24 protein-coding genes, 1 other RNA gene and 1 other annotated feature are annotated in these 24,856 nt (G+C 42.9%); of the genes, 19 read left to right on the forward strand and 6 right to left on the reverse strand.

The features are described from left to right. Window positions 1-42: 42 nt before the first annotated feature. From AWT60_RS08595 to dtd, 6 genes are all read left to right on the forward strand, one after another. On the forward strand, window positions 43-531 hold the full coding sequence (locus AWT60_RS08595; RefSeq protein WP_024423136.1) for a cation:proton antiporter regulatory subunit: 489 nt from the start codon (window positions 43-45) through the stop codon (window positions 529-531). Window positions 532-632: 101 nt separating this feature from the next. Continuing rightward, window positions 633-983, forward strand: a complete 351-nt coding sequence (locus AWT60_RS08600) for a LapA family protein (protein WP_202738779.1) — start codon at window positions 633-635, stop codon at window positions 981-983. 81 nt (window positions 984-1,064) lie between these two features. Then, window positions 1,065-3,389: a single-stranded-DNA-specific exonuclease RecJ gene (recJ, locus tag AWT60_RS08605; RefSeq protein WP_218677130.1), complete on the forward strand. Its 2,325-nt coding sequence runs from the start codon at window positions 1,065-1,067 to the stop codon at window positions 3,387-3,389. 23 nt (window positions 3,390-3,412) lie between these two features. Next, entirely contained in the window at window positions 3,413-3,925 is a 513-nt protein-coding gene (locus tag AWT60_RS08610; RefSeq protein ID WP_034279900.1) for an adenine phosphoribosyltransferase, read from the forward strand. A gap of 142 nt (window positions 3,926-4,067) precedes the next feature. Further along, on the forward strand, window positions 4,068-6,278 hold the full coding sequence (locus AWT60_RS08615; RefSeq protein ID WP_034279902.1) for a RelA/SpoT family protein: 2,211 nt from the start codon (window positions 4,068-4,070) through the stop codon (window positions 6,276-6,278). An 18-nt stretch (window positions 6,279-6,296) separates the two neighbouring features. After that, on the forward strand, window positions 6,297-6,740 hold the full coding sequence (dtd, locus tag AWT60_RS08620) for a D-aminoacyl-tRNA deacylase (RefSeq protein WP_076840402.1): 444 nt from the start codon (window positions 6,297-6,299) through the stop codon (window positions 6,738-6,740). Window positions 6,741-6,837: 97 nt separating this feature from the next. Here the strand turns inward: dtd and AWT60_RS08625 are convergent, their stop codons facing one another. Further along, a complete protein-coding gene (locus tag AWT60_RS08625; RefSeq protein WP_218677131.1) occupies window positions 6,838-8,418 on the reverse strand; it encodes an N-acetylmuramoyl-L-alanine amidase family protein in 1,581 nt (526 codons plus the stop codon). 137 nt (window positions 8,419-8,555) lie between these two features. Here AWT60_RS08625 and AWT60_RS08630 point away from each other — a divergent pair, with 137 nt between their 5' ends. The 5 genes from AWT60_RS08630 to AWT60_RS08650 all read left to right on the forward strand — a co-directional run bounded on the left by AWT60_RS08630 (window position 8,556) and on the right by AWT60_RS08650 (window position 13,283). Continuing rightward, window positions 8,556-8,726 (forward strand): YrzK family protein, encoded by a 171-nt coding sequence (locus AWT60_RS08630; RefSeq protein WP_003216250.1) that lies wholly within the window; start codon window positions 8,556-8,558, stop codon window positions 8,724-8,726. A gap of 58 nt (window positions 8,727-8,784) precedes the next feature. Next, window positions 8,785-9,023, forward strand: a binding site (T-box leader). 73 nt (window positions 9,024-9,096) lie between these two features. After that, window positions 9,097-10,371 (forward strand): histidine--tRNA ligase, encoded by a 1,275-nt coding sequence (gene hisS / locus AWT60_RS08635; protein WP_218677132.1) that lies wholly within the window; start codon window positions 9,097-9,099, stop codon window positions 10,369-10,371. A gap of 18 nt (window positions 10,372-10,389) precedes the next feature. Beyond that, entirely contained in the window at window positions 10,390-12,168 is a 1,779-nt protein-coding gene (aspS, locus tag AWT60_RS08640; protein WP_218677133.1) for an aspartate--tRNA ligase, read from the forward strand. 77 nt (window positions 12,169-12,245) lie between these two features. After that, window positions 12,246-12,426: non-coding RNA, 6S RNA (gene ssrS / locus AWT60_RS08645), on the forward strand. Window positions 12,427-12,518: 92 nt separating this feature from the next. After that, window positions 12,519-13,283 carry a tRNA threonylcarbamoyladenosine dehydratase gene (locus tag AWT60_RS08650; RefSeq protein WP_024423127.1) on the forward strand — a complete coding sequence of 255 codons (765 nt, stop codon included), beginning with the start codon at window positions 12,519-12,521 and terminating at the stop codon, window positions 13,281-13,283. Window positions 13,284-13,316: 33 nt separating this feature from the next. Here AWT60_RS08650 and AWT60_RS08655 read toward each other — a convergent pair whose 3' ends face one another. Continuing rightward, entirely contained in the window at window positions 13,317-14,582 is a 1,266-nt protein-coding gene (locus AWT60_RS08655) for a replication-associated recombination protein A (RefSeq protein ID WP_076840405.1), read from the reverse strand. Window positions 14,583-14,790: 208 nt separating this feature from the next. Here AWT60_RS08655 and cymR point away from each other — a divergent pair, with 208 nt between their 5' ends. The 8 genes from cymR (at window position 14,791) to AWT60_RS08695 (ending at window position 21,650) form a co-directional block, all read left to right on the forward strand. Further along, window positions 14,791-15,210, forward strand: coding sequence for a cysteine metabolism transcriptional regulator CymR (gene cymR / locus AWT60_RS08660; protein WP_024423125.1), 420 nt, complete (start codon window positions 14,791-14,793; stop codon window positions 15,208-15,210). A gap of 18 nt (window positions 15,211-15,228) precedes the next feature. Then, entirely contained in the window at window positions 15,229-16,371 is a 1,143-nt protein-coding gene (locus tag AWT60_RS08665) for a cysteine desulfurase family protein (protein ID WP_076840406.1), read from the forward strand. A 94-nt stretch (window positions 16,372-16,465) separates the two neighbouring features. Then, window positions 16,466-17,584 carry a tRNA 2-thiouridine(34) synthase MnmA gene (gene mnmA / locus AWT60_RS08670; protein ID WP_041107037.1) on the forward strand — a complete coding sequence of 373 codons (1,119 nt, stop codon included), beginning with the start codon at window positions 16,466-16,468 and terminating at the stop codon, window positions 17,582-17,584. 59 nt (window positions 17,585-17,643) lie between these two features. After that, the gene (locus AWT60_RS08675) at window positions 17,644-18,297 is read left to right on the forward strand and encodes a tetratricopeptide repeat protein (RefSeq protein ID WP_076840407.1); all 654 of its coding nucleotides are present in this window, start codon (window positions 17,644-17,646) and stop codon (window positions 18,295-18,297) included. A 19-nt stretch (window positions 18,298-18,316) separates the two neighbouring features. Further along, window positions 18,317-20,701: an SF1B family DNA helicase RecD2 gene (gene recD2 / locus AWT60_RS08680; protein ID WP_218677134.1), complete on the forward strand. Its 2,385-nt coding sequence runs from the start codon at window positions 18,317-18,319 to the stop codon at window positions 20,699-20,701. A gap of 73 nt (window positions 20,702-20,774) precedes the next feature. After that, window positions 20,775-21,293, forward strand: a complete 519-nt coding sequence (locus AWT60_RS08685) for a PRC-barrel domain-containing protein (protein ID WP_218677135.1) — start codon at window positions 20,775-20,777, stop codon at window positions 21,291-21,293. 13 nt (window positions 21,294-21,306) lie between these two features. After that, window positions 21,307-21,498: a hypothetical protein gene (locus AWT60_RS08690; protein WP_003216308.1), complete on the forward strand. Its 192-nt coding sequence runs from the start codon at window positions 21,307-21,309 to the stop codon at window positions 21,496-21,498. A 20-nt stretch (window positions 21,499-21,518) separates the two neighbouring features. Beyond that, window positions 21,519-21,650, forward strand: a complete 132-nt coding sequence (locus tag AWT60_RS08695) for a YrzQ family protein (protein WP_003216198.1) — start codon at window positions 21,519-21,521, stop codon at window positions 21,648-21,650. A gap of 103 nt (window positions 21,651-21,753) precedes the next feature. Here AWT60_RS08695 and AWT60_RS08700 read toward each other — a convergent pair whose 3' ends face one another. The 4 genes from AWT60_RS08700 to AWT60_RS08715 all read right to left on the reverse strand — a co-directional run bounded on the left by AWT60_RS08700 (window position 21,754) and on the right by AWT60_RS08715 (window position 24,702). Further along, complete coding sequence (locus AWT60_RS08700) at window positions 21,754-22,404, reverse strand: amino acid ABC transporter permease (RefSeq protein WP_024427867.1); 651 nt, start codon at window positions 22,402-22,404, stop codon at window positions 21,754-21,756. Window positions 22,405-22,419: 15 nt separating this feature from the next. Then, window positions 22,420-23,073: an amino acid ABC transporter permease gene (locus AWT60_RS08705; RefSeq protein ID WP_218677136.1), complete on the reverse strand. Its 654-nt coding sequence runs from the start codon at window positions 23,071-23,073 to the stop codon at window positions 22,420-22,422. Window positions 23,074-23,150: 77 nt separating this feature from the next. Continuing rightward, the gene (locus tag AWT60_RS08710; RefSeq protein WP_218677137.1) at window positions 23,151-23,960 is read right to left on the reverse strand and encodes a transporter substrate-binding domain-containing protein; all 810 of its coding nucleotides are present in this window, start codon (window positions 23,958-23,960) and stop codon (window positions 23,151-23,153) included. Window positions 23,961-23,973: 13 nt separating this feature from the next. Further along, on the reverse strand, window positions 23,974-24,702 hold the full coding sequence (locus tag AWT60_RS08715) for an amino acid ABC transporter ATP-binding protein (protein WP_076840408.1): 729 nt from the start codon (window positions 24,700-24,702) through the stop codon (window positions 23,974-23,976). Window positions 24,703-24,856 lie beyond the last annotated feature (154 nt).

Consider the following 24,856-nt stretch of genomic DNA (forward strand, 5'->3'; position numbering starts at 1 on the left):
GTCTGTTTAGGGCATTTGGCTTTATTCATTGGAGGGGCTGTTATGAAGGTTCGGGAAACTGAACTGCCAGGTATCGGTCATAAAGCCGAAATGATCACAAGAAATAATGAGAAGCTTGCCATCATTACACATGATGACGGCAGAAGAGAAATGTATCATTTTCAGGAGGACGACCACGAAGAAACGATTTCTGGCATCCTGCTAAACGATGAAGAAGCAAGACAAATCGCGGCTATTTTAGGCGGCATGGTCTATAAGCCGAAAGCGCTTGAAACCGTAGAGGTAGCCATTGATGAACTGGTGATTGAATGGTTTAAAATTGAAAAGAATGCACCAGCTGTTCAGAAAAGCATCGGTGACCTCAATGTTCGCCAAAACTATCAAGTAACAGTCATCGCCATTGTGAGAAAATCACATGAGAAGATTTTAAATCCAGGACCAGATACCATCATCGAAGAAGGGGATACCCTTGTCATTTCTGGAGAAAGAAAAGAATTAAAGAATCTGATTAAAGAAAAACTCAGCAGCTGATGATGCCCATGCTGATAGGTTTTCTTCCACTGCTTTCTTTCGGTGTTTATAAAAGGCAGTGAAAAGGGAAGAATAAAAGAAAAAGCTTGGGGGATTTGTAGATGAACAAACAACAATGGACCATCATACTCGCATTTATTTTCGTATTAATTGTCTCAGTATTTGCCGTGATTAATGTACGGCCTGTCGAGGTACACTACTTATTTGGAACGGCTGAATGGCCGCTGATCCTTGTCATTATCGGTTCAGTTTTAATGGGCGGACTGATTGTGGCATTTGCAGGGATCTTCCAAATTGTGAAACTGAAACGTGAACTAAAGGCACTAAAAGCTGAGCGTGCAGCCGCTGCACCTGCTGCGGCGACGAAAAAAGCAGACAAAGATCTTCAAAAGAAATCTCATGTCACGCCTTTAAAAGAACAGCCATCATCATTTGACCGGAAGGAAAAATAATCTTCCAGCACAATTTCATAAAATAAAAATTGAAACCCCTCAGGCCACTCTAGTATAATAGTGTGGTTGAGGGGTGAATTTATGTTATTATCCAAAATGCGCTGGGAATATGAACATCCAAGCGAAGAAAAAGTGAAATCACTCTCTGAAAATCTGAATATTTCAGCGCTGACTGCATCGCTTCTCGTAAAAAGAGGACTTGAAGAAGTAGAAGAGGCGAGGTCTTTTTTATTTGATCAAAAAGCCGAATTTCATGATCCATTCCTATTAAAAGGAATGAAAGAAGCAGTAGAGCGCATCAACAAAGCGATCGAAGAGCAGGAATCGATTGTGATCTTCGGAGACTATGATGCAGATGGTGTGACAAGTACGTCTGTACTTTTACATACATTAAAAGAGCGGTCTGCGATAGTAGACTTTTATATTCCAGATCGATTTAAAGAAGGCTATGGACCTAATGAACAGGCTTTTCGATATATCAAGGAGCAAGGAGCATCGCTTGTTATCACGGTCGATACAGGCATTGCTGCTGTAAATGAAGCACGTATTGCAAAAGAAATAGGGTTAGACCTGATCATTACAGATCACCATGAACCAAGTGAGGAGCTGCCTGAGGCACTTGCCATTGTCCATCCTAAGCAGCCTGGCTGTGAGTATCCCTTTAAAGAACTTGCTGGTGTAGGTGTCGCGTTTAAAGTGGCGCATGCACTTCTTGGAGAGCTGCCAGTTCAGCTGTTAGATCTTGCAGCAATCGGGACCATCGCGGATCTTGTACCGCTTCATGATGAGAATAGATGGCTCGCCAAAAAAGGGCTTATGCAGCTTCGGCAGTCGAATAGACCGGGGCTGAAAGCGTTATTGAAAGAAGCGGGAGCCACTCTAGAAGAAGCAAGCGAGGAAACGGTCGGCTTTCAAATTGCGCCAAGGCTGAATGCTGTTGGGCGAATTGAACAGGCAGATCCAGCCGTTCATCTTCTGATGACTGAGGATAAGGATGAAGCAGAAGAGCTCGCTCGTTTTGTACAGGAACTGAATAAAGAACGACAAAAGATTGTCAGTACGATCACAGAAGAAGCCATTCAAATGGTGGAAGAGGCAGGTGATGACCAGTCTGCGATCGTTGTAGCGAAAGCTGGCTGGAATCCGGGCGTTGTCGGAATTGTTGCCTCTAAATTGACGGATACTTTTTCTCGTCCGGCAATTGTGCTTGGAATAGATGAAGAAACGCAAATGGCAAAAGGATCAGCCCGGAGTATTCCTGGCTTCGATCTATTTTTCCATCTAAGCAAATGCCGCGACATCCTGCCGCATTTCGGCGGGCATCCGATGGCAGCAGGGATGACACTTCGAGCGGATGATGTATCTTTACTAAGGGAAAGATTAAATCAATATGCAAATGAAACATTGACGGAAGAAGATTTTATTCCAATTCAGCGGGTCGATGCCGTGTGCAAAGTAGACGAATTGACGGTACAAGCGATTGAAGAAGCGGGAATGCTGTCACCATTTGGTATGTCAAACCCAAAACCGTTCATTATGATTGAAGATGCGAAGCTTGAAGATATCCGAACGATTGGGGCAAATCACAACCATATTAAAATGTCTCTGAAAGACGAAGACACGCTGCTTGACTGTGTTGGCTTTCACCAAGGGAAATTAAAGGAAGAAATTGTTCCAGGAAGCCGCATCTCCGTGATTGGGGAAATGTCCGTCAATGAATGGAATAACCGGAAAAAACCCCAGCTCATGCTAAAAGATGCACGAGTTGATGAATGGCAGCTGTTTGATCTGCGAGGGAAAAAGGATTGGGAGAAGAAAGTTTCGACACTTGATTCAGAAAAATCATTGGTCGTCTGTTTTGATGAAGCAACAAAACAGGACGTCGATCTCCCCATTCATCATGTTCATGCAGAAAATGTATCCACATTTGATGTACAAGGAAAGTATGTGGTCTTTGCGGATGTTCCCGCAGATGAGCAATTGCTGAAGCAGCTTTTAGAAAATCAAAAGCCTGCGAGAATTTATACGGTTTTTCAAAGAAAAGAAGATCATTTTATGTCCTCTTTCCCAAGCCGTGACCAATTCAAATGGTTTTATGGGTTCTTGTTTAAACGGGGAAGTTTTCCTATCAAAGAACAAGGAATGGAGCTTGCCAAACATAAAGGCTGGACAAAAGATACAATCATTTTTATGACAAAGGTGTTTTTTGAACTTGGTTTTGTTAAAATAGAAAATGGTGTGCTGTCAATAGTACTTGATGTCCCTAAAAAAGATTTAACGGCATCAGCGTCCTATACAGCAAAACAACGATTGATGGAACTCGATCAAACACTAACATATTCCTCAGCTAAAGAGCTGAAGGAATGGCTGAATAGCATGATGAGCGAAGTCTCACCTGTGCTTTGACGTACGAGGAGGAAAAGGAAAAGATGGATTTAAAACAATATGTGACAGTTGTACCTGACTACCCAAAGGAAGGTGTACAATTTAAAGATATTACAACGTTGATGGATAAAGGCGAAGTGTACCGATATGCAACGGATCAAATCGTTGATTACGCGAAGGAAAGAGACATTGATCTCATTGTTGGACCTGAAGCGCGTGGATTCATTATTGGCTGCCCTGTAGCATACGCACTTGGTGTAGGTTTTGCACCGGTTCGTAAAGAAGGAAAGCTTCCTCGTGAAGTCGTTAAAGTCGATTACGGCTTGGAATATGGTAAAGATGTATTAACGATTCATAAAGATGCGATTCGTCCTGGTCAGCGTGTCCTGATTACAGATGACTTACTGGCGACTGGTGGAACAATTGAAGCGTCCATTAAGCTTGTAGAGGAATTAGGCGGCGTTGTGGCAGGGATTGCATTTTTGATTGAGCTGACGTATCTGGACGGCAGAAAGAAGCTTGACGGCTACGACATCATGACGTTAATGCAATACTAATGGAGTTTTTCGTAAAAAGCACTCAGTAAGAAGGGTGCTTTTTTCCTATCAAAAATCTTTTAGCGGACTTCTTCTCTTTACATCTATCGAATTTTTCTTGATAATAAACTACAATACAGTTTTCATTTAAAAAGGTGATTCCATGGCGAACGAACAAGTTTTAACGGCGCAGCAGGTCATTGACAAGGCAAGAGAATACCTGTCCGCTGAACATATTCAATTTATAGAGCGAGCATATGAATATGCTGAAAATGCACACAAGGAGCAATACCGGAAATCTGGTGAGCCCTATATTATCCATCCAATTCAAGTGGCGGGTATTCTTGTTGATCTTGAAATGGACCCATCAACCATTGCAGGCGGTTTCCTGCACGATGTAGTTGAGGATACAGATGTGACATTACAGGATTTAAAAGAGCATTTTAACGAAGAAGTAGCAATGCTTGTTGATGGTGTCACAAAGCTCGGGAAGATTAAATATAAATCACAAGAAGAACAGCAGGCTGAAAACCATCGAAAAATGTTTGTTGCAATGGCGCAGGATATCCGTGTGATCTTGATTAAGCTGGCAGACCGTCTTCATAATATGAGAACGCTCAAGCATCTTCCGCAGGAAAAGCAGCGGAGAATTTCAAATGAAACACTTGAAATCTTTGCACCGCTTGCACACAGATTAGGGATTTCAAAGATTAAGTGGGAGCTTGAAGATACAGCACTCCGCTATTTAAATCCGCAGCAATATTACCGGATTGTGAATCTGATGAAGCGCAAAAGAGCGGAACGTGAGGAATACTTGGACGAGGTTGTCAATGAAGTAAAAGACCGCGTGTCTGAGGTGAACATCAAGGCCGAATTTTCCGGCAGACCAAAACATATTTATAGCATTTATCGCAAAATGGTCTTGCAAAATAAGCAGTTTAATGAAATTTATGATCTGCTTGCCGTTCGTATTTTGGTCGACAGCATTAAAGACTGTTATGCGGTGCTCGGAATTATCCATACATGCTGGAAGCCGATGCCAGGCAGGTTTAAGGATTATATTGCGATGCCAAAGCCGAACATGTACCAGTCTCTTCATACAACGGTGATTGGACCAAAAGGTGATCCGCTTGAAGTTCAGATCCGTACAGTGGAAATGCATGAAATCGCAGAATACGGGATTGCGGCACACTGGGCATACAAAGAAGGCAAAGAGTCAGCAGAATCAACGGAAGAAGCGGTCTTCCAAAAGAAGCTCTCTTGGTTTAGAGAAATTCTTGAATTCCAAAACGAATCCACAGATGCAGAAGAATTTATGGAGTCGTTAAAGATCGATCTCTTCTCTGATATGGTATTTGTGTTTACGCCAAAAGGAGACGTCATTGAACTGCCGTCGGGCTCAGTTCCGATTGATTTCTCTTACCGGATTCACTCGGAAATTGGGAATAAAACGATCGGTGCCAAGGTCAATGGCAAGATGGTCACACTCGATCACAAACTAAAAACAGGTGACATTATTGAAATTCTGACATCAAAGCACAGCTACGGGCCAAGTCAGGATTGGGTCAAGCTTGCCCAAACCTCCCAAGCGAAGCACAAGATCAGACAGTTTTTCAAAAAACAGCGCCGTGAAGAAAATGTCGAAAAAGGCCGAGAGCTCGTGGAAAAAGAAATCAAAAACCTTGAGTTTGATGTCAAAGACATTCTGACCGCTGAAAATCTGCAAAAAGTGGCTGACAAATTTAATTTTTCAAACGAAGAGGACATGTATGCAGCTGTTGGATATAACGGCATTACTGCACTGCAGGTCGCCAATCGTTTAACGGAAAAAGAAAGAAAACAAAGAGACCAAGAAGAGCAAGAGAAAACCGTTCAAGAAGTGACGGTGGAACCAAAGACGTATCACGGGAAAAAACGGGAAGCTGGCGTAAGGGTCAAAGGGATTGATAACCTGCTTGTCCGCTTATCTAAGTGCTGTAATCCTGTTCCTGGTGATAGCATTGTCGGTTTTATTACGAAGGGTCGAGGCGTATCTGTTCACCGCGACGACTGTCCGAACGTAAAGACAGGAGAAGCGCAGGAGCGGTTAATTCCGGTCGAGTGGGAGCATGAGCAGCCTGCTCAAAACCGTAAAGAATACAATGTGGAAATTGAAATATTAGGATATGATAGACGCGGCTTACTCAATGAGGTGCTTCAAGCCGTCAACGAAACCAAAACGAACATCTCCTCTGTTTCTGGGAAGTCTGATCGTAACAAAGTGGCGACGATCCATATGGCGATCTTTATCCAAAATATTAATCATTTGCACAAAGTGGTCGAACGCATTAAACAAATCAAAGACATTTACTCTGTTCGCCGATTCATGAATTAGAAAGGAAGTATATCGTCTATGAGGCTTGTTGTGCAGCGTGTGACAAATGCATCTGTGAAGGTAGAAGAAGAGATCACAGGTGCCATCAACGAAGGTTATATGGTGCTTGTTGGTGTCACACACGAAGATACAGAAGAAGATGTGCTTTACTTAGCTGAAAAGCTTGCACATTTACGTATTTTTGAAGATGAAAATGGGAAAATGAATCGTTCATTATTGGACATAAAAGGAAGCGTTCTGTCTGTATCTCAATTTACCCTTTATGGTGATACGAGAAAGGGCAGACGGCCGAATTTTATGAAAGCCGCCAAGCCGGATGCAGCCAATTCGCTTTACGAATGTTTCAATAATACCCTTAGAGAAAAAGGCATCCATGTCGAAACTGGCCGTTTTGGTGCGATGATGGACGTGTCATTGACCAATTCAGGACCGGTCACGATCTTGATGGACAGCAAAGAATAGATTCTCTTTAGACTGTAGATGAACTCATGCGGGAGTTTGTTTAGAGTCTTTTTCTTTTGCGGTCAAACAAAAAAGAGGCGCAGAGGCCTCTTTCTTTTTAACGGAAATATTGTTTTAATCCTTCAGTCATTCCTTCTGTGACTCGTTCTTGGTAAGAGGCGCTATAAATGATCGCTTCCTCCTGAGGATTGCTTAAGTACCCGAGTTCATATAAAAGGGAAGGGCGTTTGTTTTCTCTTAAAACAAAGTAATCTCCGAATTTGACACCCTTATCAGGGATTTGAGAGCGTTTTGCGACTTCGGAATGAACGCTTGACGCTAACTGCTGATCTTTTGCTGCTTGATAATAATACGCTGTACTTCCTCTAACACTTTGGTCCATAAAGCTATCATAATGAAGACTAATAAATGCATCTGCATTTCGGTAATGAGATGTTGCCACCCTTGATTGGAGGCTGATAAAGGTATCATCACTTCTTGTTAAATATACATTTGCACCAGAAGCCCTTAATTTGCCTGCAAGTAAATTGGCGGTTTTGATTGTGAGGTTCTTTTCAAAAGCACCGTCTGCGCCAATTGTGCCGCTGTCTTTTCCGCCATGACCAGGATCAAGAACAATCGTTTTTCCTTTTAAAGAACCAGTTCCAGACGATGAATCCTGCTGAGGTCTTGGCGCTTCGCCGCTATTTTTCTTCGTTTGAACGACCCAGCTCGCCACATAGCCAGTTCCGCCGTTTGATAGTGTCACCTCGTACCAGTCGCCTTGCGTCCGAACGATTTGATAGGCAGCTCCTTTTGTTGCTCTTTCTGCAATCCCAGCAGAGGTAGAAGCGCTTTTTCGAATGTTGGTGCCGTCATAGACAATGTACGCTTTTTGCTCAGAAGCCGAAGAGGATGAACTCTTTTCAGGTGCAGAGCCTGCTCCTTTGCCTGTGACAATGTAATAGCTTGCAACCCAGCCTTTTACGCCTTTGCCCTCAATTTCATACCAGCCGTTCTGCTCTCGCAAAATGGTGATCTGTGTGTTGCGTGCAAGTGAAGCGACGACTTGTGCATTTGGTGCGGCCGATTGCCTTACATTCAAGCTCGATACGCCAACTGTACCTGTCTGGTTAGAGCGAGAGGACTCGCCGGAGCTTGATTGAGAAGTTTTCTGCCCCCCTGAAACATAATCAGAGTGAACCCAGCCTTCTGCTTGTTTATACGAAATTTTCGTCCATTCGCCGCTTGTCTCGAGCTTTTTAGCGGTAGCGCCTTGCGGGAAAGTACCAATCACTTGATAGGAAGTCCCAGGGCCTGTCCGGATGCGAAGATCGGAAGCTGTCGATGTAATTGTACTGCCTCCAGCCGTGCTTTGACCTTGCGCCTTTGGCTTCGCGGATTTTTGAGCGCCGGATGATGTGGTAATCAGCCATGAGACGACCCAGCCTTTTTGTCCGTTTGATAATTGGATCTGCACCCATTCTCCTTGTTCTGTGAGAATAGGATAACTTTCGCCGCGTTTCACAACAGCTGCAATTCCATAGCTTAAACCAGGGCCCGTTCTCACATTGATTTCATCTGTTGCGACCACAGCTTGATCTGTTTGTGCTGTAGCATGTGTCATAGGCAAAGAACTCGCGATGAGAACAAAACAAGTAAGCAGCATCATCATTTGATTGTGTTTTTTCAGATTCAAAACGGTGTTTTCCCCTCCCTTGTAAAACCGATGAATGTTAATTCGTTATGTAGTGGATGAATTCCTTGCAGTTTTCCTAATAAAAATGAATCAATCTGTTTATACTAAATAAAAATGTGATAAAAGGATGTACAAACATGAGATTAAGCAGAAAATTAGGACGAGTGCAATATAATGGACATCGTGATATCGACCGCTGGCAGCACGACGAAATGGATCAGCCAGGCTTCCTTGAAGAGACCGCATCTGAATACGGATGTACGTCAAAAGAAGAGCTGGAAAAGAAAAAGAGGCACGGCAAGGGTTGACAGAGTGGCAGCACCGACCTTATTATAATATAAATCAACACACTTGAAAATTTAAAATGTGGAACTGATGATAGAGAATAGTAGGATAAATTGCGTGAGCAGAGAGGACTCGCCTGAGGCTGAAAGCGAATCCGCATGGCATTTATCACGAAAGAACACTCTGTAGGTTTCCTGCTGAACGCTCTGAAAATGAGTCAATAGGCGGAGAACGTGAATCTGCGTTAAGGATTTGAGCGGGAACATGCTTATTCATGTTCCAACTAGGGTGGCACCACGGGTATAACTCTCGTCCCTACTATACACATAGTAGAGGCGGGGGTTTTTTATATGTCCACATAAAAAATGAATGATGGTCGTAGGAGGACGAAAAATGAGTTTTAATATTCCAAGAGGCACACAGGATATTTTACCTGGAGAGTCAGAACGCTGGCAGTATGTTGAACAAATTGCGAGAGATACATGTGCAGCCTTTCAATACAAAGAAATCCGCACACCGATTTTTGAGCATACTGAGCTGTTTGCACGGGGAGTAGGCGAATCAACTGATATCGTTCAAAAAGAGATGTACACATTTGAAGACAAAAAAGGACGCAGCATCACACTTCGTCCAGAGGGAACAGCTTCAACTGTACGCTCTTATGTTGAAAATAAATTGTTCGCACAGCCGGCTCAGCCAACAAAGCTTTATTACATCGGACCAATGTTCCGCTATGAACGTCCGCAAACCGGAAGATATCGTCAATTTTATCAATTTGGGATAGAAGCGATTGGTTCCAAGGATCCTGCTATTGATGCAGAGGTCATTTCGCTTGCGATGAGTGTGTATGAGAAAGCAGGTCTTTCTAACTTAAAGCTCGTCATTAACAGCCTTGGTGACAAGGAGAGCCGTGCAGACTACCGCACAGCACTGGTCAAGCACTTTGAGCCAAGAATTGAGGAATTCTGTCACGACTGTCAAACGCGTTTACATCAAAATCCGCTGCGTATTCTTGATTGTAAAAAGGATCGTGATCATGAACTGATGACAACCGCTCCATCCATTCAAGATTACTTAAATGAAGAATCACGGACGTATTTTGAAAAGGTCAAACAATACTTATCAGATATAGGCATTGAGTATGTCGTCGATCCAAATTTAGTGCGCGGTCTTGATTACTACAATCACACAGCATTTGAGATCATGAGTAATGCAGAAGGCTTTGGTGCGATTACAACATTAGCCGGCGGCGGCCGTTATGATGGACTCGTTGAAGGAATTGGCGGTCCTGAATCACCAGGGATCGGATTTGCGATGAGTATTGAGCGTTTCTTATCTGCGATCGATGCTGAAGGAATTGAGCTTCCTCTCCAGGATGGTATTGATCTATACATTGCTGCTCTCGGAGATGAAGCGAAGGATTATTCTGTTTCATTATTAAACCGTCTGAGAAAAGAAGGTATCTCAAGTGAAATGGACTATACAGGGAAGAAATTAAAAGGACAATTTAAAGCGGCTGATCGATTAAAAGCCAAATTTATTGCAGTTCTTGGTGAAGATGAGCTAGCGCAGCAAATTGTGAATGTGAAAGATACAACAACGGGTGAACAAATTGAAGTGAAGCTTGATAAGCTGATTCAAATGTTGAAGGCCCACCAGAAAGCGTAAAGAAGGAGTGGAATGTTTGTGTTTGGTAGAACTTTTTATTGTGGAGAAGTAACAGAAGACCAAATTGGTCAGTCAGTTGTATTAAAAGGATGGGTTCAAAAAAGGCGTGACCTAGGCGGATTAATCTTTATTGATTTGCGCGACCGTACAGGTATTGTACAAGTTGTCTTCAATCCAGACTTATCAAAAGAGGCGCTTGAGACAGCAGAATCAATTCGTAATGAATATGTCCTTGATATTAAAGGAACGGTTGTCGCAAGAGAAGAAGCAACGATCAATCCAAATTTAAAAACGGGCAAAATTGAAATTCAAGTCGAAACGGTCACCGTTTTAAATGAAGCGAAGACTCCTCCATTTGTGATTTCAGATCAGGCAGACGAGGTATCAGAAGATGTTCGTTTAAAATATCGTTACCTGGATCTTCGCCGCCCTGCAATGTTTGAAACAATGAAAATGCGACATGAAGTCACAAAAGCATTCCGCCATTTCTTAGACGACAACGGCTTTCTAGACATTGAAACGCCAATTTTAACGAAAAGTACGCCAGAAGGTGCGCGTGACTATCTTGTTCCAAGCCGTGTACACGAGGGAGAATTTTATGCACTGCCGCAGTCACCGCAATTATTTAAACAATTGCTGATGGTTTCTGGGATGGACCGTTATTATCAAATTGCCCGCTGTTTTAGAGATGAAGACTTGCGTGCTGACCGTCAGCCGGAATTTACACAAGTCGATATTGAAATGTCCTTTATGAGTCAAGAGGACATCATGACGCTTGCTGAAGAGATGATGGCGAAGGTGATGAAAGATGTCAAAGGTGTAGACCTTACATTGCCATTACCTCGTATGACATACGATGAAGCGATGAATTCTTATGGATCTGATAAGCCGGATACACGTTTTGAGATGAAGCTAGTGAACATTTCAGACACGGTAAAAGACTCCGATTTCAAAGTGTTTAGCGGAGCTGTGAAAAATGGTGGAGCTGTGAAAGCCATCAATGTAAAAGGGGCTGCAGCGTACTACTCAAGAAAAGACATTGATGCACTCGGTGCATTTGCTGCGAACTACGGTGCAAAAGGTCTAGCTTGGCTAAAAGCAGAAGGGACTGAATTAAAAGGTCCGATCGCTAAATTCTTTGATGAAGTAAAGCAAGCTGAATTAAAAGAACAGCTGCAAGTTGAAGAAGGCGACCTTTTACTCTTTGTTGCAGATAAGACGTCTGTTGTCCATGATGCGCTTGGTGCACTTCGCTTAAAACTTGGTAAAGAGCTTGAACTGATTGATGAGTCTGTATTCAATTTCTTATGGGTTGTCGATTGGCCGCTGCTTGAAAAGGATGAAGAAGAAGGCCGCTTCTATGCTGCCCATCATCCATTCACAATGCCGGTTCGCGATGATCTTGAATTAATTGAAACAAGCCCAGAAGACATGAAGGCCCAGGCTTACGATCTTGTGCTGAATGGCTACGAGCTTGGCGGAGGTTCTATTCGTATTTTCGAAAAGGACATTCAAGAAAAGATGTTTGGCTTACTTGGTTTTTCAAAAGAAGAAGCTTACGAACAATTCGGCTTCCTGCTGGATGCGTTTGAGCATGGTGTTCCTCCGCATGGCGGAATTGCGCTTGGGCTTGACCGTTTAGTGATGCTGCTTGCAGGCCGCTCTAACTTAAGAGATACGATTGCATTCCCGAAAACGGCAAGTGCGAGCTGCGTTCTTACAGATGCCCCTGGCCATGTAAGCGAGGCGCAGCTTGATGAGCTGAGTTTAGCGATTAAAACAAAAGTAAAACAGTAAAATAGGCGCATGTTTATAGGTATGTAAACGCTTGAAAAAGAAATATGCCTATGATATGCTTTCATCAATCAATAAATAAAGTCCTGATACGTACGGTGGTTACCTAGTTTTGACCGAACATTTTTTTATACGGGAGCTTGCCTTTCCTTTCTGCATAAATGCCTCTTTAGAGGACTTATAAAGTCAGGGAGAAAGCACCCACCTGCATGGTGCGGGGTTCAAAACGAAGGAAATGCTGGCGGCGTCATCGGGACTTTTTTGTGTTTTTTTCTTTTAGAGAAGGATGACGGAGAAGTCTGAATATGATATGATTCTTTCGATTCATTTTAAATAAAGGTGGAGTGAGGCACTTGTTACATCAGTTTTCAAGAAACGAGCTTGCCATTGGCAAGGAAGGCTTAAATATACTAAAAAACAGTACAGTTGCAGTGCTTGGTGTGGGCGGCGTTGGTTCATTCGCAGTAGAGGCACTCGCGCGTTCAGGCGTTGGCCGTATTGTTCTTGTTGATAAAGATGATATTGATATTACAAATGTAAACCGTCAGCTTCCAGCATTGCTATCAACAGTTGGCCAGCCAAAGGTTGACTTAATGCAGGCGAGAATCGCTGATATTAACCCAGAATGTGAAGTTGTTGCGCTGAAGATGTTTTATACAGAAGAAACATACGAACAATTTTTTGAGTATCCGCTTGATTATGTCATTGATGCCTCAGATACCATTCACTATAAAATTCATTTAATGAAAGAGTGTCTGAAACGAGGTGTGAACATCATTTCAAGTATGGGAGCTGCGAACAAAACAGATCCGACACGCTTCAAAATTGATGATATTTCAAAAACACATACCGATCCTATTGCAAAAGTTGTGAGAACACGTTTGCGTAAGGAAGGGATTCGTAAAGGAATTGAAGTCATTTTCTCTGACGAAAGTCCAATTGTCATTCGCGAAGATGTCAGAAAAGAAGTTGGAAATGATGAAGCGAAGATTCGCAAGGCGCAAATGCCGCCATCATCTAATGCGTTCGTTCCGTCTGTTGCCGGACTGATCATGGGTGGTCATGTCATTATGAAGCTTTTAAAAGATATTCCAATTACTCGTGTGAAGGATAAATAAACAGCCCGCCTGCTAACATGCAGGGGGCTTTTTTTATTTCTGGCGTTTTAAATTCTCATAGACCTGTTTCAATGCACCTTCAAATTTTCCGGTTTGCTTCGGTACATAGTATTGCTTGTTTTTCAGCGGATCAGGTAAATATTGCTGCTTCACCCAGCCGTTTTCGTAATCATGTGGGTATAAGTAATCGACGCCTCTTCCGAGTGCTGTGGCGCCTTTGTAGTGAGCATCCTTTAAATGAACTGGAACTTCTCCAATTTTCCCTGTACGAATGTCACCAAGTGCCGCATCAATCGCCTTATATGCCGAATTAGACTTAGGAGAAAGACACAGCTCAATCACTGCGTTCGCCAGTGGAATCCGTGCTTCTGGGAAGCCGACTCTTTCTGCTGTTTGTACTGCGCTTAACACGCGGGGGCCAGCCTGCGGACTAGCTAAGCCAATGTCCTCGTAAGCCATCACGAGTAATCTCCTTGAAATGCTTTCAAGGTCTCCAGCTTCAATCAGTCTGGCAAGGTAATGCAGCGCCGCATCTGTATCAGATCCTCTAATGGATTTTTGAAAAGCCGAGAGGACATCATAATGAGCATCACCATTCTTGTCATGTGAGAAGCTCTTTTTTTGTAAACATTCTTCTGCTGCGGCAAGAGTGATTGTGATATGCCCTGTCTCATCAGCTTTTGTCGATAAGACAGCGAGCTCGAGTGCATTTAAAGCAGAACGCACGTCTCCTCCGCATCCATTGGCAAAATGATTCATCGCTTCATCGTCCACTGTCACCTCATAGCCGCCAAGCCCGCGATGCTCATCCTGTAAGGCTCTTGTTAACGCAGCTTTGATTTGCTCTGTTTCAAGCGGCTTCAGCTCGAATATTTGTGTCCGGCTTCGAATGGCAGGATTGATCGCATGATAGGGATTAGCCGTCGTTGCCCCAATTAAAATGATCATGCCATTTTCTAAATAAGGAAGAAGAAAATCCTGCTTTCCTTTATCAAGCCGGTGGACTTCGTCTAAAATAAGGATCACCTGGCCGCTCATTTTCGCTTCAGCGGCAACAGCTTCCATATCCTTTTTGTTATGAATGACCGCATTCAACGTTCGAAAAGCAATGCTTGTACTGCCAGCAATCGCGGTTGCAATCGATGTTTTGCCGATGCCCGGCGGTCCGTATAAAATCATCGAGGATAAATGTTTTGCCTCGACCATTCGCCTAATAATTTGACCTTCCCCAACAAGATGCTCCTGCCCAATAATGTCTTCAATATGACTTGGGCGCATCCGGTACGCTAAAGGTTTCATAATTATCTCTCCTATAGCAATGTCTTGTTTGTATAGAGTACCGAAAATTCTTCAAATAGAAAAGGGATTCGTCCTTCTATCATGCTCAGAACCCGTAAATGAAAGTTGGCTGAAAGTATGATATAATTGCTTTTGGTCTATATATCAGCGTATATGAAATCAGAAAAATAATTGATGACATAGAATAGAAAACGCAGAGGTGTTTAACTTGAAAATATCAACTAAAGGCAGATATGGTCTGACGATCATGATCGAATTAGCCAAAAAACATGGCGAAGGCCCTACATCATTAAAATCAATCGCTCAAAACAATGATTTGTCTGAGCATTATTTAGAGCAGCTTGTATCACCACTCCGCAATGCCCGTCTTGTAAAAAGTATCCGCGGAGCGTATGGCGGCTATGTTCTTGCACATGAACCAAACGAGATCACAGCAGGTGATATTATTCGTGTATTAGAAGGACCCATTAGTCCTGTTGAAGTCATCGAAAACGAAGAACCAGCAAAGCGTGAACTATGGATTCGTATTCGTGATGCAGTAAAAGACGTACTAGACAATACAACTCTTGAAGACTTGGCAAGCTACACAGATGACGGGGATCAAGACTCGTATATGTTCTATATTTAGATCAGAGGTGTACCGGAAATGGAACGAATCTATTTAGATCATGCGGCCACTACGCCGATGGATCAGCGTATTGTGGACAAGATGATGCCGTACTTTACAGAGATATTTGGCAATCCCTCTAGTATTCATTCATATGGGCGCGAGGCAAGAAAGTGGCTCGATGAAGCAAGAGAAGTCATTGCAGGAGAATTACACTGTAAGCCGCAGGAGATCATCCTCACAAGCGGTGGAACCGAGGCGGACAACCTGGCAATTACAGGTGTTGCCATGGCAAGACAGCATGAAGGAAAACATATTATCACAGTGAAAACAGAGCATCATGCGGTGCTGCATACATGTGAACGTCTAGAGAAACTTGGATTTGAAGTGACATATTTAGATGTGGACAAAACTGGATTGATTCATCTTGATCAATTAAAACAAGCATTGAGAGATGATACGATTCTTGTGACCGTTATGTACGGCAATAATGAAACAGGTGTGATTCAGCCAATTAAAGACATTGGCGAACTTCTGCGTGATCACTCTGCTCATTTTCATACAGACGCAGTGCAGGCGTTTGGAACAATGCCAATCGATGTAGCAGACCTTCATATTGATCTTTTATCTGCTTCTGGCCATAAACTGAATGGTCCGATGGGAACTGGCTTTTTATATGTAAACGAGGGCGTGAAACTTTCTCCGCAAATATTCGGAGGCGAACAAGAAAGAAAGCGCCGTGCTGGCACTGAAAATGTGGCAGGAATTGTTGGGCTTGCAGAAGCTGTTCAATTAACGAAGCAAAATAGAAGAGAAAAAGCGATGCATTATGGTAAGCTCAAAGAAACCATGCTGCAAGTATTCGAAGAGGAATCTCTCAATTTCTCTATCAATGGACATCCGAAAGAGACATTGCCGCACATTTTAAATGTTCATTTCCCGGGCGTCTCCATTGAATCGCTGCTTGTGAATTTAGATATGGAAGGAATTGCTGTTTCAAGCGGATCGGCATGTACGGCTGGATCTGTCCTTCCTTCGCACGTGTTAAGCGCCATGTATGGCGAAGAAGCAAAAGAGCTGACATCCTCAGTCAGAATAAGCTTCGGTCTTGGGAATGAAGAGGATCATGTGAAGCAGGCGGCACGTAAGATAGCGGCTGTTGTCAAACGCCTTGCCAAATAAATGCTTCCTTTTGTTCGTGTGTGAAAAATGAAACAGCAAAGCACCTAAAGAACGAAACGCGCATGTTGTTTCATTGAAATTGGAGTTGATGAAGATGACAAAAAGACCAGAAGAAACAAGAGTTGTGGTCGGTATGTCCGGAGGAGTCGATTCATCAGTTGCCGCTCTTATGTTAAAGGAGCAAGGCTATGATGTCATCGGCATATTTATGAAAAACTGGGATGACACTGATGAAAATGGTGTCTGCACAGCAACGGAAGACTATGAGGATGTCATCCGCGTATGTAACCAAATTGGAATCCCTTATTATGCAGTGAATTTCGAGAAGCAATATTGGGACAAAGTGTTTCAATATTTCCTTGATGAATATAAAGCGGGCAGAACGCCAAACCCAGATGTCATGTGTAACAAAGAAATTAAGTTCAAGGCATTCCTTGAGCATGCATTGTCACTTGGTGCGGATTATTTGGCAACAGGACACTATGCTCGTGTTGATCGAACTGGTGATGAAGTCAAAATGCTGCGAGGTCTTGATGCAAACAAAGACCAAACGTATTTCTTAAATCAGCTGACACAGGAACAACTTGATAAAGTCATGTTCCCAATCGGTGATTTAGAGAAAAAAAGGGTTCGTGAATTGGCAAAAGAAGCAGAGCTCGCAACAGCAACGAAAAAAGATTCAACAGGTATCTGCTTTATTGGAGAAAGAAACTTTAAAACGTTCCTCAGTCAATATTTGCCTGCACAGCCTGGTGTGATGCAGACAATGGACGGAGAAGTAAAAGGGGAGCACGATGGACTGATGTATTACACGATCGGTCAGCGCCAAGGACTTGGTATTGGCGGCAGTGGTGATCCTTGGTTTGTCGTTGGAAAAGACTTGGAGAAAAACATCTTGTTTGTTGAACAAGGCTTCCACAATCCACTTTTATACTCTGAAAGCATTTCAGCTGTTAATATCAGCTGGACTCGTCCTCATATTGTCGGAGAAAACGGTGAATTAACCTGTACAGCAAAATTCAGATACCGTCAAGAAGATCACCATGTGAAGGTCAAAATGACAGGTGAGCAAGAAGCGATGGTTATCTTTGATGAACCTGTTCGTGCTGTTACCCCGGGACAAGCGGTTGTTTTTTATGATGGCGACGAATGTCTTGGCGGCGGTACAATTGACGATGTCTTCAAAGATGGTCAAAAGCTGTCGTATGTGTAGCATGTTTCAAAACCTCAACGTCGCTGTTGAGGTTTTTTAATGAAAGGATGAGAGAGCGAATGAATTATAACGAAATCGGCATAGAAGCCTTGAATCAAGGGAATATCGAAAAAGCAGCTGAAGCTTTTACAAAAGCGATCGAAGAAAGCCCGAAGGACCCGGTTCCATATATTAACTTTGCGAACTTACTTTCAAGTATCAATGAATTTGAACGCGCTTTAAACTTTTTTCAGAAAGCAATTGAACTTGATCATACCGCAGCTGCAGCCTATTATGGAGCAGGAAATGTATATACATTAAAAGAAGACTTTATGAAAGCGAAAGACTATTTTGAACAAGCACTAAAAGCCGGCATGGAAAATAGTGATTTGTTTTATATGCTCGGGCAGACGCTCATCAAATTAGAGCAGCCAAAGCTTGCGATGCCGTATCTTCAGCGAGCCGTTGAACTAAACGAAGAAGATAATGAAGCAAGATTCCAATTTGGCATGTGCTTAGCCAATGAACACATGCTGGAAGAAGCGGTGACAACTTTTACTGAAGTCATCACGCGTGATCCGCAGCATGCAGATGCCTTTTATAATTTAGGGGTTGCGTATGCGTACTTAGAGAAAAAAGACGAAGCACTTGAGATGCTGGGTAAAGCCATTGACGTGCAGCCTGACCATATGCTGGCACTACATGCGCAAAAGCTGATTCAAGAGGCAGAATAGATGGAAGGAGGGAAGACCTGTGCAGGAACATCCAGATCAAATGAAGCTTGAGGACGAACCGTTTTTAAAGGGGATCATTCAAGCCGTTATTTTCCATAATGAAAGTAATTTATACTCGGTGTTAAAGGTAAAAGTCATTGAAACATCGGAAAACTTAGAGGAAAAAACAGCATCTGTCACAGGCTACTTCCCAGCACTTCATGAGGAGGAAACCTACACCTTTTATGGCAAAGTGACAAGCCATCCGAAATTTGGTGAACAGTTTCAGGCCACTCATTTTCAAAAGGAAGTACCGACAACGAAGCAAGGAATCATACATTATCTCTCAAGTGATTTATTTGAGGGGATAGGGAAAAAGACGGCTGAAGAAATCGTGGGGCAGCTTGGCAATCAGACGCTTCATAAGATTATGCGTGACCCAGCTGTTTTGTATGATGTACCGCGCTTATCAAAAAAGAAGGCGGATAAGCTTGCCGCAGCGCTTCAAGAGCATCAAGGGCTGGAACAAATCATGATCAGCCTGAATCAGTATGGCTTTGGTCCGCAGCTCAGCATGAAGATTTACCAAGTATACGAGAGTGAAACGCTGCAGAAAATAGAGGAAAATCCCTATCAGCTCGTTAAGGATGTTGAGGGAATCGGATTTATTAAGGCGGATGAGCTTGGCGCTAGAACAGGCATCTCAGGAAATGACCCAGAACGGATTCGCGCAGCCTTGCTATATACAGTGGAGACAGCCAGTCTACAGGACGGTCATACGTACATACAAACGAAAGATTTGATCGTCGAAACCCGCAAGCTGCTCAACCAAACAGGCAATGATTACAAAGTGACTGAAATGGATGTTGCCAATCAGATCATTGCACTTGGCGAAGGAAAAGAAATGATTATTGAAGATGACCGCTGCTATCATCCATCCTTATTTTATGCGGAGCAAAGTGTCGCCAAACGCATTCAAAAAATCGTCTCCCAAACAGAATATGCAGTTCAATTTCCTGAATCAGAATTCCTGCTAGCACTTGGCGAGCTGGAGGAGCGGTTAGGCGTCCAATATGCACCGACACAAAAGGAAGCGATTCAAAAGGCACTCATGTCCCCTATGCTGCTTTTAACAGGCGGGCCTGGAACAGGGAAGACAACAGTCATTAAAGGGATTGTCGAGCTTTACAGTGATCTTCACGGTGTATCTCTTGATCCAAGTGATTATAAAAAAGATGAATCCTTCCCATTTGTGCTTGCGGCACCAACTGGACGGGCGGCTAAACGGATGACAGAATCAACAGGGCTTCCAGCTGTCACCATTCACCGGCTGCTAGGCTGGAATGGTTCGGAGGGATTCTCTCATGATGAGGAACAGCCGATTGAAGGAAAGCTTGTCATCATTGATGAATCAAGTATGCTGGATATTTGGCTGGCGAATCATTTGTTTAAAGCGATTCCTGATCATATCCAAGTGATTATGGTAGGGGATGAACATCAGCTGCCATCTGTCGGACCAGGCCAAGTTTTACGGGATTTGCTGGCCTCAAAAGCCGTGCCGGCTGTTACCTTGACAGATATTTACCGGCAGGCAGACGGCTCAACCATTGTTGAACTTGCACATGATATGAAAAATGGTGTGCTGCCAAAGGATATCACTGCACGCTCAAAGGATCGGTCCTTCATTCAGTGTTCAGCTGATCAAATGAAAGAAGTCATTGAGAAAGTTGTCAGCAATGCTGCTCAAAAAGGGTTTTCGGCAAAGGATATTCAAGTGCTGGCACCGATGTATAAAGGAAAAGCAGGCATCAATGAGCTCAACAAAATGCTGCAGCACATTTTGAATCCTAAAAAACCAAAGGGCAGGGAAATCCCGTTTGGTGATGTGGTGTACCGGACAGGTGATAAGGTGCTTCAGCTTGTGAATCAGCCGGAGAACAACATTTTTAACGGCGATATCGGTGAAATTGTCTCGATTTTTTATGCAAAAGAAAATACAGAAAAAGAAGACATGGCTGTGATCTCCTTTGATGGAAATGAAATCACCTTTACAAAAAAAGATTTTCATCAATTTACCCATGCTTATTGCTGCTCTATTCACAAATCACAAGGAAGTGAATTCCCGATTGTTGTGCTGCCAGTCGTGAGGAGCTATTACCGAATGCTTCGGCGGAATCTGCTGTACACAGCCATTACACGCAGTAAAAAGTTTTTAATACTGTGCGGCGAGGAATCAGCGCTGGAGTGGGGCGTGAAAAACAATGAGGATTCCCTCAGACAAACGTCCTTAACGATGCGGCTAGTGCAAACCGAACAAATCATGGATGCAGAACTTGAAGCGCTCCAAAAAGAGCTTCCGTTTAGCGTACATGACGCAAATATTGGCATGGAGGGAATCACTCCATTTGATTTTATGCATGAGTAGAAGGCTTCCATATGGAAGCCTTTTAGCGTGAAAAGAACTTCACCCATTCCGTTCATGGAAGCCATTTCTTCGTATGAGTCATGAATCAAACGCACACGATAAGACTGTTCCGCAAAAGGTGGTTGAGCACATTTTGAGAACATGCCGAGAACTTGAAGGAATGACGATCTATGCAGGTGAGCTGTCCCAATCGCTTGGTTCCATAAAAGATATTTGCTTTTTAGCCGGAGGCAGCTGCGGAGGATATGTGTTAGAGGGGAAAAAGAAAGACTGTGCACTCGTTCCATTTTCTGCTTTTGATCAGCTGACAGACAAAGGTTTGTATGTGAGCTGCCAGGAGGGAGTGGGCATGGATTCCTCTGCTCCATTCTTGTTATTTTCGAAATTAAAAAAGAAAATGATGCAGTCGCCTGATGGTGAAAATTTAGGCATTTTGGAAGATGTATACTTTTGCTCAAATTCGGGCACAATCGTAGCATATGAACTCTCGGACGGCTTCTTTACAGAGCTATCAGGGATTCGGAAACAGCTGCAGGCTGCCGGAACCTTGATGAACGTTCAAAAAGAAGCTCTGGTTCTAAACCGAACGTAAAGAGGTGCTGATTATGCTCATTTGCCCAAATTGCAAATGTAAAGACATCGGAAAAATTGGGGTCAATCAATATTATTGCTGGGGCTGTTTTATTGAATTGACGCTGTCAAAAGGCAAAATATCTACACACCAAGTAGAGGAAGACGGGACACTAAGCAGCTTAGATGATCTGTTTAGTGACGATGAACGTTCAATTCAACTATAAGTGTTAAGGGGGAATTTCGAATGGGCAAAATGACTTCTTCACTATTAACGCTTGGTGCAGGTGCACTCGCATATCACTTTGCAAGCCGATATGATATGCCATCAAAGCGGGATATGAAAAAGCTAAGAAAACGTGTTATGAGAATGATGTAAACAAAAAGGGCTAAAATGATCTTCATTTTAGCCCTTTGTTTTTTTCAGCGTAATAGCAAACTGGTCTATACGCTGAGACATCCGCCAAGAGCGGATGTCCTTTTTATGCCTGCCTATATTCTAATCGTCTTGCAAGAATGGATAAGCTGAAATTAACGACAAAATACATCATAGCTGCCAATAGGAAAATCGGCAGTAAATAGGATTGGCTTTGACCGTTTAATATTTGAGCGTGATGTAATAATTCTGGAAGCGCAATGACAACGGCAAGCGACGTATCTTTCAAAAGAGATATGAACTGACTGACAATTGGCGGCACCATTCGGCGCAGAGCCTGCGGCATAATAATCATTTTCAGTGTTTGAATATAGGTTAAACCAGAAGATCTGGCTGCTTCAATCTGACCCTTATCAATTGATTTAAGACCGCTCCGAATAATTTCTGACAGCATCGCGGATTCAAACACGGTTAAAGCTGCAATGGCAGAGGCTGTGATGCTTAGCTTGATGCCGATCTCAGGCAATGCAAAATACGTGAAAAAGATGATCAGCAAAAGCGGTAGGTTTCGAATGGTCTCTACAACTACCGCAAGCACCTTCGATAAAACAGGTATTTGAGCGAACCGTAATGTACCAACGACTAATCCAATGATAAAGCTCAAAATGATGGAGATAAAAGCCACTTTTAAGGTGACAGCAAATCCTTCAAGTAAAAAGGCGAGATGATCAGGCTGGTAGGCACCTATAAAATCCATGATGTTTCCTCCTTTCTAGTGGCTTCTTGCTAATCTTCTTTCTAAATAACCGACGCCTAGACTGAGCGGAATGGTTAATAGCAGATAGAACATCGCAACAAAGATGTAGACATCAAACGTTACAAATGTTCTAGACGCAATGAGGTCTCCTTGATACATGAGATCAAACCCTGCAATGACTCCTAAAATCGAGGAGTTTTTGACAAGGTTAATAAATTGATTCCCAAGAGGGGGAATGACGATTTTAATCGCCTGCGGCAAAATGATATACCGCATCGTCCCGCCATATGACAGACCTGAGGCGCGGGCTGCTTCCATTTGTCCAAGCGGTACAGCTTGTATCCCTGCACGAATGGCTTCAGCAATAAAGGCAGACGTATAAATGGCAAGAGCAATCGTTCCAGCAGTAAAGCCATCTGCTACAATACCCAGCACCGGTAAACCAAAGAAGAAAACAAAGGTGATCAATAATAACGGAATATTCCGAATAAATTCAACATAAGCCGTTCCGAACCAGTTGAGCGGCCTAAATGGCGCAATTCTCATAATGGCAATGAGTGTACCGATCAAAAAGCTTCCAATCAGAGCAATGACACTTGCACCAAGGGTATATTTAAAGCCTTCTAAATAAAGATGAAAATTTTCAGTGAGAATGGAAAACCGCAGCAATCAGTTCACTTCCTTCCTGATCAACAGGGGAGCCTTTGAGCGGCTCACCTGAGGCATTGATCTTGACGAATCAAATGTTATTCTTTGATCCATTTTTTAAGAATCTTGTCATACTCTCCATTGTCTTTTAACGTTTTTAAGGCTTTATTGATCGCACCTGTTAATTCTTGATCTCCTTTTTTCACAGCAATGCCATAAGGCTCATCGGTAAAAGTGCCGCCGACCACTTCATAATTTGAATCTTCATCTGCCATACCAAATAAGATCGCATTATCAGTTGTCAGCACTTGCCCTTGGTTTGATTTTAATGCTGTAAAAGCCTCCTGATAGTTCTCAAATTCTAATACGGATGCTTCAGGTGCTTTCTCGCGGATATTTTGAGAAGAAGTAGATCCTTTCACGGCCAGCACCTTCGTTCCTTTTTTAAGATCATCAATGGATTGAATGTCGCTTCCTTTTTTCACAAGCAGTGATTGTCCTGCTTCAAAGTAAACATCTGAGAAATTGACTTCTTTTTTACGCTCTTCTGTAATTGTCATGGTCGCAACAATCGCATGGATATCCCCTTTTTGAAGCAGAGGAATTCTTGTTTTAGATGTCACTTCCTTAAATTCTGCTTTTCCTTCATCGCCGAGTATTTCCTTTGTGATGGCTTTTGCCATGTCAATATCAAATCCTTCAATATCACCGCTGCTCGGATTTTTTAGACCGAATAAACGTGTATCATTTTTTACACCGAAAATGATTTTTTTGTCTTTCTTAATGGCTTCTAAAGAACTTCCTTGTTTTGCATCAGTTGACCCTTTTTCAGTAGATCCACAAGCAGCCAAAGCGGCGATGCAGCAAGTCATAAAGAGCAGCAGGCCAAAGCGTTTCATTTTTTTCATCAAACCATTCCCCCTAGTGATTTAATATACGGCTTAAAAATAATTGAGCACGTTTCTCTTGCGGTTTTTCATAAAATGCAGCCGGTGTTGATTCTTCAAGAATTCTGCCTTCATCAATAAAGACAATACGGTCAGCCACTTCGCGGGCAAAGCCCATCTCATGCGTGACGACAACCATAGTCATTCCTTCACGAGCCAGCTGCTTCATCACATCTAATACCTCGCCGATCATCTCTGGATCAAGTGCAGATGTCGGTTCGTCGAAAAGCATCACCTCTGGCTTCATCGCAAGCCCTCTTGCAATGGCAACGCGCTGCTGCTGTCCGCCCGAGAGTCGTGAAGGGTAGGTGTCTGCCTTTTCAGGAATGCCGACTTTATTTAAATAAAATTCAGCTGTTTCCTTTGCTTCTTCCTTGCTTACTTTTTTGACCTTCATCGGGGCAAGCATAATGTTTTCAAGTACCGTCTTATGCGGATAGAGGTGAAAATGCTGAAAGACCATTCCGATATTTTGCCTGACAAGATTGATGTTGGTCTTCGGATGCTGAACAGACACTTGGTTGACGAGAACTTTTCCCGCATCAATGCTTTCAAGACGATTGATACACCTGAGCATCGTGCTTTTACCAGACCCTGAAGGACCGATGATCACAACAACCTCCCCTTTTTGAATATGTAGGTTCATGTCCTTAAGTACATGGAACTGGCCATAATGCTTGTTGACTTCTTCGAATGTGATCATGAAGAACCTCCTCTTGTGTTTCATTGGCTAAAGCTAAAGTGGATTCTAGCACAACTTGTGTAAAAAAAAGTAAATGATGGAATATTTTCTGACGAGATTTTACAGCAAACAGTGACTTTGGATGGAGCTGTATGTTTCATGTGTATTCATTTTT

The sequence above is a fragment of the Bacillus sp. F2HM genome (assembly GCF_019266135.1).
GTDB classification, from domain to species: domain Bacteria; phylum Bacillota; class Bacilli; order Bacillales; family Bacillaceae; genus Bacillus; species Bacillus safensis.

Excerpts from the sequence above, each read along its gene's own strand:
- dtd (WP_076840402.1), top strand. The coding sequence starts at position 6,297 with ATGAGGCTTGTTGTGCAGCGTGTGACAAATGCATCTGTGAAGGTAGAA.
- hisS (WP_218677132.1), top strand. The coding sequence starts at position 9,097 with ATGAGTTTTAATATTCCAAGAGGCACACAGGATATTTTACCTGGAGAG.
- AWT60_RS08675 (WP_076840407.1), top strand. The coding sequence starts at position 17,644 with ATGAATTATAACGAAATCGGCATAGAAGCCTTGAATCAAGGGAATATC.
- recJ (WP_218677130.1), top strand. The coding sequence starts at position 1,065 with ATGTTATTATCCAAAATGCGCTGGGAATATGAACATCCAAGCGAAGAA.
- AWT60_RS08710 (WP_218677137.1), bottom strand. The coding sequence starts at position 23,960 with ATGAAAAAAATGAAACGCTTTGGCCTGCTGCTCTTTATGACTTGCTGC.
- AWT60_RS08595 (WP_024423136.1), top strand. The coding sequence starts at position 43 with ATGAAGGTTCGGGAAACTGAACTGCCAGGTATCGGTCATAAAGCCGAA.
- mnmA (WP_041107037.1), top strand. The coding sequence starts at position 16,466 with ATGACAAAAAGACCAGAAGAAACAAGAGTTGTGGTCGGTATGTCCGGA.
- AWT60_RS08715 (WP_076840408.1), bottom strand. The coding sequence starts at position 24,702 with ATGATCACATTCGAAGAAGTCAACAAGCATTATGGCCAGTTCCATGTA.
- AWT60_RS08665 (WP_076840406.1), top strand. The coding sequence starts at position 15,229 with ATGGAACGAATCTATTTAGATCATGCGGCCACTACGCCGATGGATCAG.
- AWT60_RS08610 (WP_034279900.1), top strand. The coding sequence starts at position 3,413 with ATGGATTTAAAACAATATGTGACAGTTGTACCTGACTACCCAAAGGAA.
- AWT60_RS08700 (WP_024427867.1), bottom strand. The coding sequence starts at position 22,404 with ATGGATTTTATAGGTGCCTACCAGCCTGATCATCTCGCCTTTTTACTT.
- AWT60_RS08685 (WP_218677135.1), top strand. The coding sequence starts at position 20,775 with ATGAGTCATGAATCAAACGCACACGATAAGACTGTTCCGCAAAAGGTG.
- AWT60_RS08655 (WP_076840405.1), bottom strand. The coding sequence starts at position 14,582 with ATGAAACCTTTAGCGTACCGGATGCGCCCAAGTCATATTGAAGACATT.
- AWT60_RS08615 (WP_034279902.1), top strand. The coding sequence starts at position 4,068 with ATGGCGAACGAACAAGTTTTAACGGCGCAGCAGGTCATTGACAAGGCA.
- AWT60_RS08600 (WP_202738779.1), top strand. The coding sequence starts at position 633 with ATGAACAAACAACAATGGACCATCATACTCGCATTTATTTTCGTATTA.
- AWT60_RS08695 (WP_003216198.1), top strand. The coding sequence starts at position 21,519 with ATGGGCAAAATGACTTCTTCACTATTAACGCTTGGTGCAGGTGCACTC.
- AWT60_RS08630 (WP_003216250.1), top strand. The coding sequence starts at position 8,556 with ATGAGATTAAGCAGAAAATTAGGACGAGTGCAATATAATGGACATCGT.
- AWT60_RS08690 (WP_003216308.1), top strand. The coding sequence starts at position 21,307 with ATGCTCATTTGCCCAAATTGCAAATGTAAAGACATCGGAAAAATTGGG.